Consider the following 18,420-nt stretch of genomic DNA (forward strand, 5'->3'; position numbering starts at 1 on the left):
CTCTAATCAGCGGCGGACAGGGTCAACCGGATACTGTCCAACCCGTCAATTCCGCCTTCGATCACATCCCCAGCCACCACTGGACCGACGCCAGCCGGCGTGCCAGTCAGGATCAAATCCCCGGGCCGCAGATGGTAGAAGCCTGAAAGATGGCTGATGATTTCGTCAATTTTCCAGATCAGCTCGGCCAGGGTTGCATCCTGCCGGATTTCTCCATTCACGCTCAGATGGATGCGCTTGTCATCATCCGGCGACCAGGCGGTTGACCGGGTCAACGGGGCAAAAACAGCGCTGTTTTCGACGTCCTTGCCCAAATCCCAGGGTCGTTGCTTGTTACGCTCACGAATTTGCAGGTCACGCCGGGTCATATCCAACGCGCAGCCATAGGCATAGACCGCATCCAGAGCCTCGGTGCTGGTGGCGCGAAACACCTGCTTGCCGAGTGCGACGGCCAGTTCCATCTCATGATGGAAATTTTCGGTTCCGGGCGGGAAAGGAACGGTTTTACCTGTCAAAACCGCATTGGCGGCAGATTTCGTAAAATAAAACGGAGCTTCTCGGTCAACCTCATGTCCCATCTCGGCCGCATGAGCTGCGTAGTTCCGCCCGACACAGAAGATCCGCCCAACCGGATACGCACCAGCCTCACCGTCAACAGGGATGGTTATAGGTTCTGGCAGAAAGAACAGGTTATCTTGCATAGTGATCCCTTTTGATTGCGAAACACGCATCGTGGTAGGCGCATTTGCACTGGCAAGTGATTGGAACACGCCAGTTTCTGCCAACACCCTTAGATTGTTTCGGCATGAATTTGCTCAATTTTCTTCCACATCTCAGCGACCGTTCCCAGCGGCAGTTCGTTGCGCCTTTATAGGCGCGACCAACCGATATGCCCAATCGGATTCGGAAGCTGGTTCGCGGGACACATGAGGTAGAAAAAAGAAGAGTGTCCAAACCGTTCGGAATTTCTGGGTACTGCAGCTTGGCTTGCGCATGAATTGCAGATGCCAACGTTCATTGAAGTGATTGAAGACATATTGTGCCTATTGCGCACAATATCCCGGTAACACCAACCGCCTTGGAAAATTACCAGGGCAAAACAGCACTACGACCCTGACTCGAAGACACCTATTGCTGGCACCACCAGAAGTCGGCATTAGGCTACGACCGCTTCGGAGCGCATAGGCACAAGGTCCATCCCCCTGGATCCTTCGGGCCGTTCGGTGAACCGTATTTTCGGTTCTGCAATTGCTTCGAAGTGAGGACCTGGATTTTAATCCAGTCTGGGTCTGGCCTCCCCGCCGGAGAGTTCCCCCTACCTTCTCCGGCGGGGTGCCAAAATCAGGGGTTCAAGGACCCGATGGTCAGGTCTCCAGATCTTTCAACTCAGTCAAAAGATCCAGCAGCAATTCATACTTTTCGGGGCCCAGTTGAGTTCGAATGCGCTCGGCCTGTGCAACGCTGCCGGCAAGGTTTGCGTGAATAACTTCCACACCGCCCTTGCTGATCTCGACAATCTGGCGGCGCCGGTCCACCGGATGGTTGCGCCGGGCGATCAAGTCTTTTTGCTCAAGGTTTTGCAGAATGCGCGTCAGGCTGGGCAGCAGTAGGCAGGCCCTCTCGGCGATGTGGGTTGGTTCCTGCGGTCCCTCTTCGTTGAGAACGCGCAAGACGCGCCATTGCTGTTCGGTGACACCTGCATCGCCCAGCAATGTGCGAATGGGACCCATGACCTTTTCCCGTGCTCTCAGCAGAGCAATCGGCAAAGATCGAGAGGTAAGTGGAAGTTCGTCAGTCATACGGAATCTTGGCCGAAATCCAGTAGGTTCGCAAGCAATCCACCAGAATTGAGAGTCTTAGGAAACGGAATTGACCTTGCCTGTTGAATACCTATCACTGATCTCGAAGACTTACGCACCCCGGGCCCGCCCGTCTGGTGCCGCACGGGAGGATCGGAATGAAGTGGGATGAGTTCGCCGAATGGGGCAAGAAAGTCGCGGGCTGGACGCAGGACTATCATCAGAATGTCGGCGACAAACCGGTACGGGCGCGAACCGAACCGGGTGACGTTCTCAATGCTTTGCCTGCTGCACCGCCAGAACAAGCGCAGCCCATGGAAGACATCTTTCAGGACTTTGAGAAAATTGTGATGCCGGGGATCACCCATTGGCAGCACCCCCGGTTCTTTGCCTATTTCAACGCAAACGCCTCGGCCCCGTCAGTCTTGGCCGAGTTCCTGACCAGCGCAATCGCGCCACAATGCATGTTGTGGCAGACCTCGCCCGCTGCAACGGAAATGGAAACGCGGATGATGGACTGGCTGCGTCAGGCGCTGGATTTGCCAGAAGGGTTTGCCGGGGTCATTCAGGATTCAGCCTCATCAGCCACATTGGCCGCCGTGCTGACAATGCGTGAAAAGGCGCTGGATTGGCAGGGCAATCAGCAAGGTCTGTTCGGGAAGAAACCGCTGCGGGTCTACTGTTCATCCGAGGTCCACACATCGATTGACCGGGCCATTTGGGTGGCCGGGATTGGTCAGGACAACCTTGTACGCGTTCCAATCAAAGGGGATTGGCGGGGTATGGATCCGGAAGCCTTGGACAAGGCAATTCAATCCGATTTAGACTCTGGTTTTCTCCCTGCAGGTGTCATTCTATGCGTTGGCGGAACCGGGACAGGAGCGACTGACCCGGTGGACCGCTGCCTGGAGATTGCGCAAAAACACGGGCTGTATACGCATGTGGATGCGGCATGGGCGGGATCTGCGATGATCTGCCCTGAATATCGGCATTATTGGCCGGGCATTGATCAGGCGGACAGCATCGTCTTCAATCCGCATAAGTGGCTGGGCGTACAGTTCGATTGCTGCGCGCATTTCCTTAAAAACCCCGATGATCTGGTACAAACACTGGCTATCAGCCCCGAATACCTGAAAACACACGGCAAGGACGGGATCATCAATTACTCAGAGTGGACTGTTGCGCTGGGTCGTCGCTTCCGTGCACTGAAGCTTTGGTTCGTGATCCGTGCCTATGGTCTTGAAGGTCTGCGGGATAGGCTACGAAATCACGTCAACTGGTCCAAGGATCTGCATGACCGGCTGGCCGCCGAACCGGATTTCGAAATAGTTACCCCTCCGATGTGGTCCCTGTGGACCTTTCGTTTTGTACCGACCGAAAACGCCGATTTGTACAACTTGGAGGACCTGAACTTACGCCTGGTGAACGCCATCAATGACGACGGGCGTATTTACCTGACGCAAACACGGGTGGATGGCACGTTTGTCATTCGCTTTCAGGCGGGACAGTTCGAAACCACCGAAGAGGACGTAAAGATGGCGTTTGATGTCATCACAGAAATCGCCCGATCCCTGACAGACTAAGACTGGAGAACACTCAATGGCTGCCCCGACAAACACGTTCAAACAGGCTCTGACACAGGGAAAACGGCAAATCGGCTGCTGGATGAGTTTCGCCGAGCCCATCACTGCCGAAATCATGGGAACCGCAGGTTTCGATTGGTTGGTGATTGATGGTGAGCATGCGCCGAATGACATTCGATCAATTCGGGATCAGCTGATGGCGCTGGCCAACAGCGCGTCGCATCCGGTGGTGCGAATACCGGTGGGTGAAACCTGGTTGATAAAAATGGTTCTGGATGCGGGCGCGCAGACCATTCTGGTGCCCATTGTGGAAAGCGCCGAACAGGCGCGAGAATTGGTGCGCGCCTGTCGCTATCCGCCAGAGGGGGTGCGTGGGGTCGGCGCATCAGCGTCGCGGGCGACGACGTATGGGACCACAAGTGATTATATCCAAACGGCGGATCAGGAAATCTGTCTATTGGTTCAGGTCGAAAACCGCGCTGGAATGGCGGCGCTGGACGAGATCCTGCAGGTTGACGGTGTTGACGGTGTTTTTATCGGGCCCGCCGACCTGTCCACGGACATGGGATTTCAGGGCAACAGCAAAGCCCCCGAAGTGCGCGAAGTGATTGCCGACGCTCTGTCCAGGACTAAAGCCGCAGGTAAGGCACCCGGCATTCTGGGCACCAATGAAGAAGCAACGCAAACCTATCTCGAAATGGGCGCGCAGTTTCTGGCAGTAGGGATCGACGTCATGCTGCTGACACAGGCATCAAGGGCATTAGCAAGAGAGTGGAAAGCAAAATAGCGCGTCAGGCGCGCATCGTCGCAGCGGCCTGCGCGTAGCCGCCCGAGGCACCGTCGACGAAATGCACATGATCATCGCGCGTAGCCGCCGGGACAAAGCAGGTCATCATTGCTTCGTCTTGTGCGTGCAGGCCATACCGGATTTTGCCACGCCCGCGCGCCTCTTCCAGCAGATGTTCGATCTGCGCGCGTGTACCCTGGTCGCAATCCAAGGTCATCTTCAACCCGTCATCGAATTTTCGAAAATCAGCATTGCTGCTGACCATGCGCTTGTAATGCTCCGGTTCGAACTGCCCCAATCGTTTTCCTGTTTTGAACAGCAGTCCGATCAGCAGATTTTGCATCAATAGAAGTGTTTTTTGCACAAACATGTTCCGACCTTTGCGGGACACATGTGCATCAATGTCCACACCCGGAGGCGGCCAAGTGATCGGCGGGCCGTTGACGGGGACCGGATGGCCGCCACGCTCCAGCCCCTCAGATGCGGACAACACAGATTTAACCAGATCGGAAAAATCGCTTTCGGTGGCGGCCGGTGTGGGTTGCACAACAACCGAGACGATCCGGCCATGTTGTGCCGGGCTGTTGGACCATCGGCAAGACAACCCCGTCAGGTCGGGCGCTGCTCCTGGATCGGCCGGAGGAACCTCATGACTCCCTGCTTTCATCTGCGCATCGGCCCAGGCCAGGCCTCCGCCGGAAAACATGGCATAATCCACACCCGTCGATGGCGCATAGCGCGCCACACGCAGATCTTTGCCCGTTTGCCTTATCTCGGCCACAGAAACCAACGCGGCGCGCAGGGGCATCGAAAACTCTTCCTCCGCCCAGCGCCGCAAGGACGCCAGAGTGATACGCGCGGTTTCAGCGGCGCTGGGCGGAATGGCAAAGCCTGCACCATCACCACCAAAGACGTAAGGAAACAGCTTGCCGTCCATCGCGTTGATCATGGCCGAGATCACCGCCGCCCCGACCATGTTCACCGTCTTGTATCGGCCTCGTTCAATTTCCCCTGTGGAATCAACAATATCTGCTACACCCAGCACCCAATCATCAGGTACCGGGGTAAACTGCGCCGGGTCCGCCAATCGAGTGAAGTCACGCAGCAGAGGCAGGTTTTCATAAAACGCGGAATGAAGGTCTTTCATTGTCCCCTCAGGTTCGGGTGTGAGCAAAGGATAGTTCGAATGTGATCGCTGTCCGCCCTCTGCAACATTGTACACGTGCTTGTGCGTTTTGCCATGGCGTGCCAAGCATTCCTTCAGAACCTTGGGAAGGGGCCGTTCATGCAGGCAGGTTTGGTGATTTTGTGTCTGGCCTACGTCCTCAGCCAGTTCTTTCGCGCTTTTCTGGCGGTTCTCAGCCTGGATCTGGAACACGATATCGGTGCCACGCCAGAAGATCTGGCATTTGCCTCGGGCCTTTGGTTTCTGGTCTTCGCGGCGATGCAGATTCCGGTGGGCTTGGCGTTGGACCGCGTCGGCCCGCGTTTGACAGCCGCGGCTTTGCTATTGGCTGGCGGTGCAGGTGGCGCGGGTGTATTCGCCGTTGCCACATCGCCGCTGCATATCAGCATTGCCATGGGATTGATCGGCATCGGGTGCTCTCCGGTTCTGATGGCGTCTTACTATATCTTCGCGCGCGAATACCCCCCCGCAAGGTTCGCCACGCTGGCAGCCGTAATGCTGGGCGTTGGATCGGTGGGTAATCTGGTGGCGTCTTATCCAACAGCTTTGGCGGTCGAACTGATGGGCTGGCGCGCAACAATGGCTGGGCTAGCCGGGGTGTCCGCCGCCATCGCCGCCGGTATCTGGCTGAGCGTACACGACCCCGCCAAGGTTGAGACAGACCACAAGGGATCGCTGCTGGATCTGCTGAAAGAGCCCGCCCTTTGGCTGATCCTGCCGCTGATGCTGGTCGCTTACGCTCCGTCTGCCGCGTTGCGCGGGTTGTGGGCAGGACCGTATCTGAGCGATGTGTTTGGGCTCGGCACCACCCAGATCGGAACAGCGACATTGGTGATGGGGGCGGCAATGATTGCAGGAACGTTTGTCTATGGGCCGCTCGACCGGGTGTTTGGCACACGAAAACGGGTGGTGTTCGCAGGCAATGCGCTGGGCGCTGCGGCTTTGGGCCTGCTGTGCCTGTGGATTGACAGTGGCATTTGGATTTCGGTTCTGCTGCTGGCCGTCATCGGGTTTTTGGGGGCAAGCTTTCCGGTGATCATGGCCCATGGTCGCGCCTTTGTGCCGCCGCATCTGGTGGGGCGCGGGGTCACTTTGTTGAACCTCTTTGGCATCGGAGGCGTGGGCATCGCGCAATTCGTCACCGGGCGCATTCATGCTGCCACCGTCGAGACGGGATCAACCGCACCCTACACGGCTATTTTTGGCTTTTTTGCTGTTACCCTTGCCATCGGTTGTGTGATCTATCTATTCAGCCGGGACAGCGTGGACTGAATATGACAGGATCATTCAGAAAGGAGCGTGCTGTGCAGGAAATAGAGGTCATTGCACCCAACCTGAAGCACAGCCTTTCAGGGGTGACCACAACCGTCATTCGTCTACTTCCCATCCAAAAAAAGATGATTGGGATTGTGGCAACAGGCCCCGGTCTGCCGGAAGATTTGCCGCATATTCGGCTGTTCAAAGTTCCATTCCTATCGAACCGCACAACGCGGGTCTGGCACGCGCGGCGCAACACCGAAATGCTGATGGGTCTGTTCCTAAGAACGGTCTTGCGGCGAAACCTGAAACTTCTGTTCACATCCGCCGCGCAACGGGATCATTCCGGGTTCACAAAATGGCTGATCTCAAAAATGGACGCGCTGATTGCCACGACACCACAGGCAGCGTCGTTCCTGAAACACCCGTCAACGGTCATCATGCATGGCGTGAACACAGAACTGTTTCACCCAGCCGATGACAAGCCGGCGTTACGGCAAAAGCTTGGCCTGCCCGATGAGGTTTTGATTGGCTGCTTTGGGCGCATCCGGCCACAAAAGGGTGTCGACCTTTTGGTCGACGCGGCGATCGACGTGCTGCCATCCTTCCCCGAGGCCAGTATCGTTTTCACCGGCCGTGCGACCAAAGAATTCGAAGCCTTTCAGCAAGAACAGGTACTAAAGCTGAAAGACGCCGGCCTTGCGGATCGCGTTCGGTTTCTGGGCGAACGCCCTTGGGAAGAGATTGTTGAAACATACAGAGCGCTGGATATCTTTGTTGCCCCGGCCCGTCACGAAGGGTTTGGACTGACCCCGCTTGAAGCTATGGCCTCTGGTGTTCCTGCAATTGCCTGCCACGGCGTAGGCGCCTTTAGTGCGCAGATCGAAGACGGCGTCACCGGGTGTTTGGTCGAGAAAGACAACGCGCCGGAATTGGCCTTGGCGCTCAGGTCAATGCTGGACGATCCGGTAAAGTTGACTGCAGCCGGCCAAGCCGCAAGGGCGCGGGTTGAGCAGAAATTTAGAATCGAAGGCGAAGCGGAAGCCATCGTTCGCGTCTATCGATCACTGCTAAGCGCGGACTAAAACGAACCCAACCGTATCAATTCGACGTCAAACATCGAATTCGGCCCCGAAAGCCCTTTTTTCTTTTCTGCATCGCGGCTATGAACGCGCGTCCTTTATTCAGGAGACTAGAAATGGGCTATCGCGTCGTCATCGTCGGCGCCACGGGTAACGTGGGCCGCGAAATGCTGAACATCCTGGCTGAGCGCCAGTTCCCCGTGGACGAACTTGCCGTGTTGGCAAGCCGCCGTTCGCTGGGTACAGAGGTCAGCTTTGGCGATAAGACACTCACGACACAGGACCTGGATACATTCGATTTCAACGGATGGGATATCGCGCTGTTTGCGGTCGGATCTGCTGCGACCAAAGACTATGCCCCAAAAGCCGCAGCAGCGGGTTGCGTGGTGATCGATAACTCGTCGCTCTATCGCTATGATCCGGACATCCCGCTGATTGTGCCAGAGTGTAACCCGCAGGCGATCCATGATTACGCCAAGAAGAACATCATCGCCAATCCCAACTGCTCGACCGCGCAGATGGTGGTGGCGCTGAAACCTTTGCATGACCGTGCCAAGATCAAACGCGTTGTCGTCTCGACCTATCAATCCGTGTCAGGTGCCGGCAAAGACGGTATGGACGAGCTGTGGGATCAAACCAAAGCGGTTTACAACCCGACGACCGAGGTAGAGCCTAACAAGTTCCAGAAGCAAATTGCTTTCAACGTCATTCCGCAGATCGACGTTTTCATGGAAGACGGCACGACCAAGGAAGAATGGAAGATGGTCGTTGAGACCAAAAAGATCGTCGATCCGTCGATTAAGGTCACTGCAACTTGTGTCCGCGTCCCGGTTTTTGTCGGCCATTCCGAAGCGGTAAACATCGAATTCGAAGAGTTTCTGGATGAAGATGAAGCCCGCGACATCCTGCGCGAGGCACCGGGCATCATGGTGATCGATAAGCGTGAGGCTGGCGGCTATGTCTCACCCATCGAATGCGTCGGCGATTTCGCCACGTTCATCAGCCGTATCCGGCAGGATTCGACCGTCGAAAACGGCCTGAACCTATGGTGCGTTTCGGACAACCTACGTAAGGGCGCGGCGCTAAACGCAGTACAAATCGCCGAACTGCTGGGCCGTGAGGTTCTGAAAAAAGGCTGATCGAAAGTCAGGCACGAAATATCTGATCCCTCAAAATCCCGCTGCGCTGCCAGCGGGATTTTTTCACGGTAGCGATGCGTCTACGATGCAGGACGGGCAACGTAAGCTTACGCCGCAATTCGCCCAATTAGCCGGTCATGTTCCGTATCGTGTCATGATTATTGAACCGATTTGCCTGCTGGCTTACGGTTGTGCAGAAATCTCATTCCAATGACCAAAGTTGCGGAAAGGAGCAGGCGGCATGATTGCGTACATCACCGTCGGTGCTGATGACATCGCTCGCGCGAAACTGTTTTACTCTGCGTTCCTGCCAGCCCTTAATTACGAGCTGGAGGAGGGTACTGAGGGCCTAAGCTATGCGCTGCCCGTTGAATCGGGTCAGTCCGTCGCGCCGCCTGAATTCTACGTCAAACCAACCTTCGATGGCCGTCCGGCCTCGGCCGGGAACGGGGCGATGGTCGCGTTCGAGGCGCGCAGTCAAGAGCAGGTTCGTGACCTTCATTCCGCCGCCCTTGCCGCAGGTGGTTCCGACGAGGGACAGCCGGGCTTCCGCGCCTTGTATGGGCCTAACTTTTATGTTGGCTACCTTCGCGACCCTCAAGGTAACAAGATCGCACTGTTCTCCAGCGACCCGAACGAACCCGGACGAGACGATTAACGCAGGTTAACTGGGCGGCGAAAGCGCGAAGGTCAAATGCCAGACATTCGGGCCACGCAGCAAAGGTTCGTTCGCGTTGTGCGACCTAACTCTCTTGTTTTGCGCCACCATAATCCTTGCTTGAAAGCACTGCAGTGGTTGAAGGTTTTTCTATCCCGGGACAGAAGCCGTTTATAGCGGTGCAGAGGAACGGCAAAATGGGCTTACGCAAAGACATCCCATACTTCTTAGAAAACCGCGTCCGGTCACCCCTGCCCTTCGACCAACACCTTCAGATTATCCAGCCCACGCTCATAATCGCCGCCAACCCATTTATCCATCATCAGCCCCATCCAGCGTGACATCGGGTTCAGGCCCAGATCGGATTCGAAGCCCCAGGTTACCTGCGTCTCGGATCCTTCAGGCTGCAAAACGAACGACGCCTCGGCCGCCCCCATCGGGCCGAAATCCAGTGCGGTTTTTACTCGCTGGTTCTCTATGCTTTCCATGATCTCTTGTGATCCCGTGCCAACCTGGGGATGATCCGAACTCCAGTTCAGAATATTGCCGACCCCGGCATCCGGTCCGCTATAAGACAGCTTGGTTTCTGGATCGCGTGACAGCCAGGGTGACCACTTCTCCGTCTCTTGCATCGAGTTCACGTAGGGAAAGATCACTTCGGGCGGTGCATCGATGGTGATGCTGCGCGAAACCTCGGCCTTGCCCGGTAGCAGATAAGACACCCCAACCAAGACCAGAACAATAACAAGCAGGGTGATGAGAAGTCGCTTAATCAATCTCATGATATGATCCGATTCTAGTGCAGTTCCTGCAATCATACCAAAAAATGACGCGAAATCAGAGGTCTGATCCGCGTCACTCGAGCTCGGGCATGTTTGCGCCTAATCAGACCGTGACAAATTTCTTGTGCAGCGGATCGTAGCATTGCAACCCGCCCTCACCGATATCGGTCCAGAGCCCGTGCAGGCTGAGCGCACCATCTTCGACAGCAGAAGATACAAACGGAAAGGTCATCAGGTTTTCCAGCGAAGCGACGACAGCCTGGCGTTCAAGCTGCCTGGCTTGTTCGACGCCGTCTTCTACATCAGCGACCAAATCGTATTTCGGCTTCAGGATATCCATCCAGCGGCCAACAAAGCTTTCCTTGGCTTCCAGCTGTGGCGCCTGGCCCTTGCACATGTCGATACAGCCTTGGACACCACCGCATTGGGAATGGCCCAGAACGATAAGATGCGCGACTTTCAGCGCGGTCACCGCGTATTCGATTGCCGCACTGGTCCCGTGGTGATCGCCATCCGGCGCGTAAGGCGGGACCAGATTGGCAATGTTGCGGTGAATGAAAAACTCGCCCTGATCTGCGCCAAAGATCGAGGTGACATGCACCCGGCTGTCACAACAAGAGACCACCATTGCGCGGGGACGTTGTCCTTCATCCGCCAGACGCCGATACCAGACCTGATTTTCGGAATATGTGGTGGCCTTCCAGCCATGGTACCGTTTGACCAGATAGGTCGGCAGAGGTTTGGCAAAGTCCATTGCAGTGTCCCTGTTTTTGTCGCTGCCGGATGCTCTAAACCGAATTCAACGAAAATTCGAGCCATTATCCGGCTTCACTGCAAGGTTTTGCAAAGGAAGTTATCGCCAATATCGAACCCGCGCCGTGGGGGCGTAGAAACTGGGGTGAATGTGGTGGATAAGATTATCACACTTGAACACAAGGAATCCGTACGCGTCGATCCGGATCGGCTGAGCGGTCTGTACCGGCAACTGGGCGACAAGAACGCATTGGACGTGCTGTGCCGCACTATCGAAGAACTTGCGGTTCGGCTATCGAATTGCGAACGCTTCTGGCGACGCCGTGACTGGGCCGGGCTGCGCAAATGCGCCAAATCGCTGGTCGCAATTTCAGAACAGATCGGCATGATGGCGCTGGCCCGGGTTGCAGGCGACGTGGCCCGTTCGGTTGATGCAGGGGATGCGGTCGCTGCAGGCGCGACGCTGGGCCGGTTGATCCGGGTGGGCGAACGGTCGCTGACAGCCATCTGGGATCAGCAAGACCTTTCCGTCTGACGGGGGTTGCAGGCGGATCAGGGGTGACTAGTCTGGGCGCGGATTGAACCAACCGAGACGCCCATGACCCTGTCCTTTGTCCCGCCTACTGACCTTTCGATGCCGCTGCACGTGATTGCGCAGCCTGATCTGGAGGGCTGGCTGCAGAACCAGCCGGAGTTGGTGCAATCATGGATTGCAGCAAACGGATTTACCGGCGCGATGGGCCAGGCTCTACTTGTGCCGGGTGCAGATGGTGCAGCCGAAATGGCCCTGGCCGGATATGGGTCCGAGGCAAAGCGAGCGCGCAAACGCTTTCCCCTGGCCGCGGCGGCCGAAGCCCTGCCAGAAGGTACCTATCACATTGCGTCCGGTGTATCCGAGGATCAGTTGGAAACAGAGTGCCTTGGATGGCTGATGACCGGTTACGCCTTTGATCGCTATGCCACCCAATCCGCCAGCACAGCGGGTTTGGTTGCCCCGGACGGCATTGATGCCAGACGGATCGAAACACTCGCCAACGCTGAAGCTTTGACGCGTGATCTGATCAATACGCCTGCATCGGATATGGGTCCGGATCAATTGCAAGTGGCGGTCGAGGCCCTGGCGGACGAGTTTGGTGCAACCTGTAATGTGATCCGTGGCCAAGCGCTGTTGGACCAGAATTTCCCGATGATCCATGCGGTGGGGCGTTCGGCGACTCAGGCACCACGCCTGATCGACATGTGCTGGGGTGCCAGCGGACCGAAGTTGACGCTAGTGGGCAAAGGTGTGTGTTTCGACACGGGTGGTTTGAACCTGAAACCCGGTGTGTCGATGGGCTTGATGAAAAAGGACATGGGCGGTGCCGCCAACGTGCTGGGTCTGGCTCGCATAATCATGGCGCTAGAGCTGCCTTTGCAATTGCGGGTACTGATCCCCGCCGTCGAAAACTCGGTGGCGGGTGATGCATTCCGGCCGGGGGATATTCTGACCTCTCGCAAGGGCCTAACGGTCGAAATCAACAACACCGATGCTGAAGGGCGGCTGGTGTTGGCCGATGCGCTGACCCTGGCTGATGAAAGGCAACCCGATCTGGTGATCTCGATGGCGACCCTGACAGGCGCAGCGCGTGTCGCGGTCGGCCCCGATCTGGCACCGTTCTACACAGATGATGACGCGGTCGCAGGGGCGTTGTCCCAGGCCGCCAAACCGGCTGCCGATCCGGTCTGGCGGATGCCGTTTCACGATCCTTACGAGGCGATGATCGAGCCCGGGATTGCCGATCTGGACAATGCTCCGTCGGGCGGGTTTGCTGGCTCGATCACCGCGGCGCTGTTTTTGCGCCGATTTGCCGGAGACAGCCGCTATATGCATTTCGACATCTACGCGTGGCAACCCAGCAAAGCGCCCGGGCGCAGCAAAGGCGGGCTGGGTCAAGGCCCGCGCGCAATACTGACGGCATTGCCCGGGATCTTAGGCTTGTGACCGCTCGGCGCATCATACAACCGGTCGTGGACCTGCAGCGAACGCCAGACGGTCCACGTGATCGTCAGTTGCTGTATGGCGATACAGTAAAGGTAGCCGAGCGCATAAGCGGCTGGAGCCGGGTCACGTCGGACAAAGACTCATATACCGGCTGGGTTGCCTCAGAACATCTGGGGTCAACGCTGTCAGAGTCCCATCGTATCACCGTACCCGCGACGCATGCTTACGAGCGGGCTGATATGAAAAGCCGCGATCTGACCTCCCTGAGTTACGGCAGCAAAGTAAAGATGTTGTCGGAACAGAACGGATTTCTGGAAACTGAGTTGGGGTTTATTCCGTCGGTTCACTGCGCGCCGATCACGGAAAAAGCAACCGATCCCGTCGCTGTTGCCGAGCTGTTTCTTGGCACGCCTTACCTGTGGGGAGGCAACAGCCGGTTCGGGTTGGATTGTTCCGGGCTGGTGCAGGTTGGTTTGCTGGCCTGCGGCATCGCCTGCCCCGGTGATAGCGGTGAACAGGAACGTGTATTGGGCGCATCGGTACCAGATGACACACCCGCCAAACGCGGTGATCTGTTGTTCTGGAAAGGACATGTGGCCTGGGTGTCCGGACCCAACATGTTGGTACACGCCAACGCCCATCATATGGCGGTCGCGTTTGAACCGATGGATCAGGCCATTGCCAGAATTCAGGCACAAGGCGACGGTCCGGTGACCGCGCATAAACGGCTTTAGTCCGTACTGACAGACCGGATCAGTTTACGCTCTAACACCCGCAGAACGGTCCGCAGATCATGCCCGCGTTTCAGGATGCGACCATCCATCCCAACAACTGAATACATCCCTTGTTTGGATCGCAGGCGCGGATCTTTCTCGACCCGGTAAATCGGATGTTCCGCAGTGCGCCGGAAGATCGAGAAAATCGCCATGTCACGCAGGTTTGAAATACCATAGTCCCGCCATTCTCCGGCGGCGACCATGCGGCCATATACCGATAGAATCTGAGACATCTCTCGCCGGTCAAAGGCCACCGGCATCTGCGCCGGGTTTGCAGAGAACCGGCTGGGAGGCTGCATATTCATACCCGCAGCCTTGCCGGAAAATGCGATTGAATCAAGCCCGATAGGCGAGGCCGCACCAATTCGATTGAAGGTGTTACCGGCGACCAACCTGGCGACAAATCAGAATCACAGGCAGCAGCCCGACTGCCAGAATGACCAGTGACGGCACCGCAGCGCCTTCCAAGCGCTCATCAGACGCCAGTCGGTAGGCCTGTACCGCGAGCGTATCAAAGTTGAACGGGCGCATGATCAGCGTCGCGGGCAGCTCTTTCATCACATCAACAAATACGATCAGCAGGGCCGTTAGCAGCGAAGGGGTGAGAATGGGTAAATGCACGCGGCGCAAAGTGCCCAGCGGCGATTGCCCCAATGATCGCGCCGCCGCATCCATATTCGCGTGAACGGTACTTTGGCCGCCTTCATAGGCGCTGAGTGCGGCCGCGAGAAAGCGCACCATATAGGCCGCGACCAACAGCCAGATCGATCCGGTAACCAGCAATCCGGTCGACACATCAAACGTGCCGCGCATCCAGGCATCCAGCGCATTGTCGAATCCGGCAAAGGGAACGATCAGGCCCACGGCAATAACTCCGCCGGGCACGGCATAGCCGAGGCGTGCAATATAGGCGGCCGCCGAAGATACACGCCCTGGTCTGAGGCGTTGAAAAAACCCGATGCAGATGGCCGCAGAAACCGTAACGACGGCTGCGGTACCTGCCAAAATCAAAGAGTTCCGGATGAAGCCCAGATAGCGTTGCGACAACAGGTTCTGTTCCGAATGCAGACCCATTTCGACCAACACAATCACCGGCAGAAGAAACCCGAACAAAACCGGAATGGCACAGAGCGCAAACGCCCCAACCGCACGCCAACCCGTCAGTTGAACCGCCGGCTGCGCCACGTGTTGTTTACCTGCATGATAGTATTTTGCCTTGCCGCGCTGGCTGCGCTCAGTAACGGCCATGATTAGTGCAAATGCCAGCAGCCCCAGCGCTAGCTGCGCCGCCGCGGCGCGATCCGCCATTGAAAACCAACTGGTATAGATCCCGGTGGCAAAGGTCTGAACACCGAAATAAGACACTGTGCCGAAATCAGCGATGGTTTCCATCACCGCCAACAGCACACCCCCCGCAATCGCCGGACGCGCCATGGGTAGTGAGATGCGCTTGAACGCCAGCCACGGGTTGTTGCCCAGCGCTCGCGCCGCCAAAAACGCTGTGGCGCTTTGCTGCAGGAACGCAGCGCGGGCCAGCAGGTAGACATAGGGGTAGAGCACAAGGATCAGCATCACAGCCGCGCCCTCGGTCGACCGGATCTCGGGGAACCAATAGTCGCGTGGGCCCCATCCGGTGATATCACGCAGGGTCGATTGAACGATGCCGGGGTGATCCAGAATAAAGGTATAGGCATACGCCAGAACGTAAGCTGGAAAGGCCAATGGCAGGATCAGAACAACTTCAAGAAACCGAACACCAGGAAAACGCGTCATCGTCACCAGCCAAGCCGCACCGGTTCCGATACAGAAGGTGCCCGCCGCCACCAAAGTCACAAGGATCAGCGTGGTCGCGGTATAGCGAGGCAACACAGTTTGCATCAGATGCGAGATCGTGTCTGTTCCACCGGTCAACGCCGCCAGAACCACAGCCACCATCGGCAACAGGCAAATAGCAGCCACGCAATAAGAGCCCCCAGCCAAAAGCCGGGTACCCCGTGCGCCGCGATTGCGTGATCCGTTTTGTGAGTATTCGATCTGGGCCATTCGTCCTGTTTGTATTGGCGCGCCTCATGCGCCCTGCCTTAATCGACCAATTTCGTCGGAATTTCCAGCGCCAAAGCGTCTCAGGCCAGGTCACGAGGGCGCAGCAATGACAGGTTCTCGAAAACGACCTTCCAGTGCAGAATGTCATAAGATGCACGCAGACCAGTGGGCCAAAACGGGTCTTGGTGTATCAGTTGATCGATCTCTGACGGATCGCTGTCACCCACCAGCCAGATGCCGCCAGCGCCAGCGCCAGCCCCAGTGCCATCGAACAGAGGCCCTGCGGCAGCGATTTTATCTTTATGCGCCTTTAAGAAGTTCAGGTGTTCAGCCATGTGGTCGCGACGAATGTCGGGATCGGCGTGGGGGTTGTCTTTGAAAAGGATAATATGTGCCATGCGTCTCCTCCGTTTGGATGTAGGCACATTGAACCCGCATAGATGCTGATTGAATGCGGAACTTGTCCGACTTAACCTGCAGAAATGCCGGACATGAACTGGGACGACCTTCGATATCTGATTGCGCTAAACCGCCGGGGCAGCTTTGCCGCAGCTTCGGCAGAACTGGGCCAAGATGAAACAACAGTTGCGCGCCGGGTTCGCAGGTTGGAACATGCCCTTTCGGCTCAACTATTGTTTCGAGATGCAGTTGGAAAACAACGGCTTACCGAGCTAGCTGAAAGGCTGGTTGCCCATGCCTTGCATATGGAAACGGAAACCCGCCATATGGCAGAGCTGGCTGGTATGGATCAACGCCGCCTGACTGGCACTGTTCGGGTAACGGCTGTTCCTGTTGTCGTTGACCGGATATTGGTGCCCGCGTTTCGCGGATTTCAGCAATGCTATCCTGACATAACACTAGAACTGGTGCCCGAAGGCAGAAACCTAAGCCTCACCCGTCGAGAGGCGGATCTGGCGTTGCGATTGGGTCCACCCAAAACAGGGGGGGCTGATACCCTTGCGCAGCGCATCGGATGGTTGGAGTTTGGCCTTTACAGATCGCCCATCACGACAACGCCGGACGAACCGCCGCAATGGGTCCTGTACGATACAGCACATGCCTATCTGGAGCAGGCGAAATGGATGAGCGCGCAATCTGACCAGCATTCCGTGGCCACCCTGCGCGTGGCGGATCTGAATACCGCCATCGAAGCCGTCGCGAATGGTCTGGGGCAGAGCCTATTACCGATCGCCGCCTGCCAAAACGATACCCGTTTGCGCCAAATAGGCACCCTGCCCGTTCCAGACACCCCAAGACGTCCTGTCTGGTTGCTGTCACACAGGGATCAGAGCCATCTGAAAGCGATTCAGGCGGTGAAGGACTGGTTGTCAAACATCAGCTGGGGCGCGTCAGTGCAGATTAAAGATTATTCGTAGACACGCTGATCTTCGATCACAAGCCCATCCTTGGGAAGGCTTCCTGGGGCCACGACCTCGACCGCGCCTTTCAGTTTCAGCACTTCGGCCACCGATTTGGCGTAGGCTAGGTCGTTCTCGCACGGGCTTTCAATCTGAACCGTCATCGTATCCATCTCACCCTGACGGGCGGCAATGACGCGGGCCTTGACGATCTCATCATGCTTGTTGACCAACGCGGCAACCTGTTCCGGGCGCACGAACATGCCCTTGATCTTGGTGGTCTGATCGGCACGCCCCATCCAGCCCTTGATGCGCATATTGGTGCGTCCACACGGTGATTGGCCGGGCAGCATCGCCGACAAGTCACCGGTTGCAAACCGGATCAACGGGTAGTCGGGGTTGAGCGAAGTCACGACAACCTCGCCAACCTCACCCGGGACCACGGGGGTTCCGGTTCCGGGGGTCACGACTTCGATGATCACATGCTCATCAATGATCATCCCGTCCATCGCGGCGCTTTCATAGGCGATGTTGCCCAGATCGGCTGTCGCGTAACATTGCAGGCAAGAGATTCCTCGATCAGCATAGTCCTGACGCAGGGATGGGAACAGTGCGCCACCGCCAACGGCAGCTTTGGAAAAGTTCAGGGCCACGCCCATGTCATCAGCCTTATCCAAAATCACCTTCAGGTAATCTGGCGTTCCCGCGTAAGCCGTGCAGCCAATGTCGCGCGCGGCCGTCACCTGCAGCTCGGTCTGTCCGGTTCCGGCTGGCAAAACAGACGCGCCAACCGCACGGGCGCCGCTTTCAAAGATCATGCCCGCAGGGGTCAGATGATACCCAAAGCAATTCTGGACAATGTCCGCTGCTCCCACGCCCGAAGCGTGCAAGAAACGCCCCATCCGCCACCAGTCATGGTCAGTGCTGCCTGGCTCATAAATCGGCCCGGGTGATTGAAAGACGTGGTGGAAATGCTGCGCCGGTTTCACAGTAAATCCGCCAAAAGGGGGCCGTTCGGCCTGCGCGCGGCTTAGGTCTGACTTGCGCAAGACAGGCAAGACAGGCAGATCATCCGCGGATCCAACGGCATTTATATCCGCATCCGCTAAATGCGCCGCAAAAGCCGGGGCCGAGGTTACGCGCTTAAGCTGCTCGCGCAGCGCTACGGCCTGATCGGAGGCGCGTTCGTCTGCCGAGCGCGTTTCGAGAGCATCGAAATAAGTCATCGCCATATCC

The 18,420-nt window shown here is 57.1% G+C and carries 19 protein-coding genes; 10 read left to right on the forward strand and 9 right to left on the reverse strand.

The window, feature by feature from the left end; genetic code table 11:
* Positions 1-2 precede the first annotated feature (2 nt).
* Both Q1B13_RS13665 and hpaR read right to left on the reverse strand, forming a co-directional pair.
* A complete protein-coding gene (locus Q1B13_RS13665) occupies positions 3-701 on the reverse strand; it encodes a fumarylacetoacetate hydrolase family protein (RefSeq protein ID WP_299081324.1) in 699 nt (232 codons plus the stop codon).
* Between the two features lie 663 nt (positions 702-1,364).
* A complete protein-coding gene (hpaR, locus tag Q1B13_RS13670) occupies positions 1,365-1,799 on the reverse strand; it encodes a homoprotocatechuate degradation operon regulator HpaR (RefSeq protein WP_299081321.1) in 435 nt (144 codons plus the stop codon).
* A 158-nt stretch (positions 1,800-1,957) separates the two neighbouring features.
* Between hpaR and Q1B13_RS13675 the strand changes: the two genes are divergently transcribed.
* On the forward strand, positions 1,958-3,382 hold the full coding sequence (locus Q1B13_RS13675) for a pyridoxal-dependent decarboxylase (RefSeq protein WP_299081319.1): 1,425 nt from the start codon (positions 1,958-1,960) through the stop codon (positions 3,380-3,382).
* 16 nt (positions 3,383-3,398) lie between these two features.
* Entirely contained in the window at positions 3,399-4,169 is a 771-nt protein-coding gene (locus tag Q1B13_RS13680; RefSeq protein ID WP_299081316.1) for an HpcH/HpaI aldolase/citrate lyase family protein, read from the forward strand.
* Between the two features lie 4 nt (positions 4,170-4,173).
* Here Q1B13_RS13680 and Q1B13_RS13685 read toward each other — a convergent pair whose 3' ends face one another.
* Positions 4,174-5,316: a DUF3095 domain-containing protein gene (locus tag Q1B13_RS13685; RefSeq protein ID WP_299081313.1), complete on the reverse strand. Its 1,143-nt coding sequence runs from the start codon at positions 5,314-5,316 to the stop codon at positions 4,174-4,176.
* Positions 5,317-5,454: 138 nt separating this feature from the next.
* On the opposite strand from Q1B13_RS13685, the gene Q1B13_RS13690 reads away from it, so the two are divergent.
* From Q1B13_RS13690 to Q1B13_RS13705, 4 genes are all read left to right on the forward strand, one after another.
* Positions 5,455-6,627: an MFS transporter gene (locus tag Q1B13_RS13690; protein ID WP_299081310.1), complete on the forward strand. Its 1,173-nt coding sequence runs from the start codon at positions 5,455-5,457 to the stop codon at positions 6,625-6,627.
* Between the two features lie 32 nt (positions 6,628-6,659).
* Positions 6,660-7,697 (forward strand): glycosyltransferase family 4 protein, encoded by a 1,038-nt coding sequence (locus Q1B13_RS13695; RefSeq protein ID WP_299081308.1) that lies wholly within the window; start codon positions 6,660-6,662, stop codon positions 7,695-7,697.
* A gap of 113 nt (positions 7,698-7,810) precedes the next feature.
* Positions 7,811-8,833, forward strand: coding sequence for an aspartate-semialdehyde dehydrogenase (locus Q1B13_RS13700; protein ID WP_298935811.1), 1,023 nt, complete (start codon positions 7,811-7,813; stop codon positions 8,831-8,833).
* A gap of 241 nt (positions 8,834-9,074) precedes the next feature.
* Positions 9,075-9,491, forward strand: a complete 417-nt coding sequence (locus Q1B13_RS13705; protein ID WP_299081305.1) for a VOC family protein — start codon at positions 9,075-9,077, stop codon at positions 9,489-9,491.
* A gap of 245 nt (positions 9,492-9,736) precedes the next feature.
* Here Q1B13_RS13705 and Q1B13_RS13710 read toward each other — a convergent pair whose 3' ends face one another.
* Together Q1B13_RS13710 and Q1B13_RS13715 are read right to left on the reverse strand one after the other, a co-directional pair.
* A complete protein-coding gene (locus tag Q1B13_RS13710; RefSeq protein WP_299081302.1) occupies positions 9,737-10,273 on the reverse strand; it encodes an SRPBCC family protein in 537 nt (178 codons plus the stop codon).
* 103 nt (positions 10,274-10,376) lie between these two features.
* A complete protein-coding gene (locus Q1B13_RS13715) occupies positions 10,377-11,027 on the reverse strand; it encodes a carbonic anhydrase (protein ID WP_298935815.1) in 651 nt (216 codons plus the stop codon).
* A gap of 144 nt (positions 11,028-11,171) precedes the next feature.
* On the opposite strand from Q1B13_RS13715, the gene Q1B13_RS13720 reads away from it, so the two are divergent.
* The 3 genes from Q1B13_RS13720 (at position 11,172) to Q1B13_RS13730 (ending at position 13,741) form a co-directional block, all read left to right on the forward strand.
* Positions 11,172-11,561, forward strand: coding sequence for a hypothetical protein (locus Q1B13_RS13720; RefSeq protein ID WP_299081299.1), 390 nt, complete (start codon positions 11,172-11,174; stop codon positions 11,559-11,561).
* A gap of 63 nt (positions 11,562-11,624) precedes the next feature.
* On the forward strand, positions 11,625-13,007 hold the full coding sequence (locus tag Q1B13_RS13725; RefSeq protein ID WP_299081295.1) for a M17 family metallopeptidase: 1,383 nt from the start codon (positions 11,625-11,627) through the stop codon (positions 13,005-13,007).
* Positions 13,004-13,741 carry an NlpC/P60 family protein gene (locus tag Q1B13_RS13730; RefSeq protein ID WP_299081292.1) on the forward strand — a complete coding sequence of 246 codons (738 nt, stop codon included), beginning with the start codon at positions 13,004-13,006 and terminating at the stop codon, positions 13,739-13,741. The genes Q1B13_RS13725 and Q1B13_RS13730 overlap by 4 nt, the downstream gene beginning before the upstream one ends.
* Here Q1B13_RS13730 and Q1B13_RS13735 read toward each other — a convergent pair.
* From Q1B13_RS13735 to Q1B13_RS13745, 3 genes are all read right to left on the reverse strand, one after another.
* Positions 13,738-14,088: a DUF2794 domain-containing protein gene (locus Q1B13_RS13735; RefSeq protein ID WP_299081289.1), complete on the reverse strand. Its 351-nt coding sequence runs from the start codon at positions 14,086-14,088 to the stop codon at positions 13,738-13,740. The genes Q1B13_RS13730 and Q1B13_RS13735 overlap by 4 nt on opposite strands.
* Positions 14,089-14,161: 73 nt before the next feature.
* Complete coding sequence (locus tag Q1B13_RS13740; RefSeq protein WP_299081286.1) at positions 14,162-15,826, reverse strand: iron ABC transporter permease; 1,665 nt, start codon at positions 15,824-15,826, stop codon at positions 14,162-14,164.
* A gap of 80 nt (positions 15,827-15,906) precedes the next feature.
* Positions 15,907-16,224: a YciI family protein gene (locus Q1B13_RS13745; protein ID WP_299081283.1), complete on the reverse strand. Its 318-nt coding sequence runs from the start codon at positions 16,222-16,224 to the stop codon at positions 15,907-15,909.
* Between the two features lie 84 nt (positions 16,225-16,308).
* On the opposite strand from Q1B13_RS13745, the gene Q1B13_RS13750 reads away from it, so the two are divergent.
* Positions 16,309-17,202 (forward strand): LysR family transcriptional regulator, encoded by an 894-nt coding sequence (locus Q1B13_RS13750; protein WP_299799835.1) that lies wholly within the window; start codon positions 16,309-16,311, stop codon positions 17,200-17,202.
* On the opposite strand, the gene Q1B13_RS13755 is transcribed toward Q1B13_RS13750, so the two are convergent.
* A complete protein-coding gene (locus Q1B13_RS13755) occupies positions 17,193-18,410 on the reverse strand; it encodes a phenylacetate--CoA ligase family protein (RefSeq protein ID WP_299081277.1) in 1,218 nt (405 codons plus the stop codon). The genes Q1B13_RS13750 and Q1B13_RS13755 overlap by 10 nt on opposite strands.
* Between the last annotated feature and the right edge of the window lie 10 nt (positions 18,411-18,420).

It is taken from the genome of uncultured Ruegeria sp. (assembly GCF_947489545.1).
Classification (GTDB): Bacteria; Pseudomonadota; Alphaproteobacteria; order Rhodobacterales; family Rhodobacteraceae; genus Ruegeria.

What these genes read in the sequence shown, in the direction of transcription:
- Q1B13_RS13740 (WP_299081286.1), bottom strand. Translation starts at nt 15,826, where the DNA reads ATGGCCCAGATCGAATACTCACAAAACGGATCACGCAATCGCGGCGCA.
- Q1B13_RS13675 (WP_299081319.1), top strand. Translation starts at nt 1,958, where the DNA reads ATGAAGTGGGATGAGTTCGCCGAATGGGGCAAGAAAGTCGCGGGCTGG.
- Q1B13_RS13680 (WP_299081316.1), top strand. Translation starts at nt 3,399, where the DNA reads ATGGCTGCCCCGACAAACACGTTCAAACAGGCTCTGACACAGGGAAAA.
- Q1B13_RS13755 (WP_299081277.1), bottom strand. Translation starts at nt 18,410, where the DNA reads ATGACTTATTTCGATGCTCTCGAAACGCGCTCGGCAGACGAACGCGCC.
- Q1B13_RS13725 (WP_299081295.1), top strand. Translation starts at nt 11,625, where the DNA reads ATGACCCTGTCCTTTGTCCCGCCTACTGACCTTTCGATGCCGCTGCAC.
- Q1B13_RS13750 (WP_299799835.1), top strand. Translation starts at nt 16,309, where the DNA reads ATGCCGGACATGAACTGGGACGACCTTCGATATCTGATTGCGCTAAAC.
- Q1B13_RS13700 (WP_298935811.1), top strand. Translation starts at nt 7,811, where the DNA reads ATGGGCTATCGCGTCGTCATCGTCGGCGCCACGGGTAACGTGGGCCGC.
- Q1B13_RS13735 (WP_299081289.1), bottom strand. Translation starts at nt 14,088, where the DNA reads ATGAATATGCAGCCTCCCAGCCGGTTCTCTGCAAACCCGGCGCAGATG.
- hpaR (WP_299081321.1), bottom strand. Translation starts at nt 1,799, where the DNA reads ATGACTGACGAACTTCCACTTACCTCTCGATCTTTGCCGATTGCTCTG.
- Q1B13_RS13705 (WP_299081305.1), top strand. Translation starts at nt 9,075, where the DNA reads ATGATTGCGTACATCACCGTCGGTGCTGATGACATCGCTCGCGCGAAA.
- Q1B13_RS13745 (WP_299081283.1), bottom strand. Translation starts at nt 16,224, where the DNA reads ATGGCACATATTATCCTTTTCAAAGACAACCCCCACGCCGATCCCGAC.
- Q1B13_RS13685 (WP_299081313.1), bottom strand. Translation starts at nt 5,316, where the DNA reads ATGAAAGACCTTCATTCCGCGTTTTATGAAAACCTGCCTCTGCTGCGT.
- Q1B13_RS13665 (WP_299081324.1), bottom strand. Translation starts at nt 701, where the DNA reads ATGCAAGATAACCTGTTCTTTCTGCCAGAACCTATAACCATCCCTGTT.
- Q1B13_RS13710 (WP_299081302.1), bottom strand. Translation starts at nt 10,273, where the DNA reads ATGAGATTGATTAAGCGACTTCTCATCACCCTGCTTGTTATTGTTCTG.
- Q1B13_RS13690 (WP_299081310.1), top strand. Translation starts at nt 5,455, where the DNA reads ATGCAGGCAGGTTTGGTGATTTTGTGTCTGGCCTACGTCCTCAGCCAG.
- Q1B13_RS13715 (WP_298935815.1), bottom strand. Translation starts at nt 11,027, where the DNA reads ATGGACTTTGCCAAACCTCTGCCGACCTATCTGGTCAAACGGTACCAT.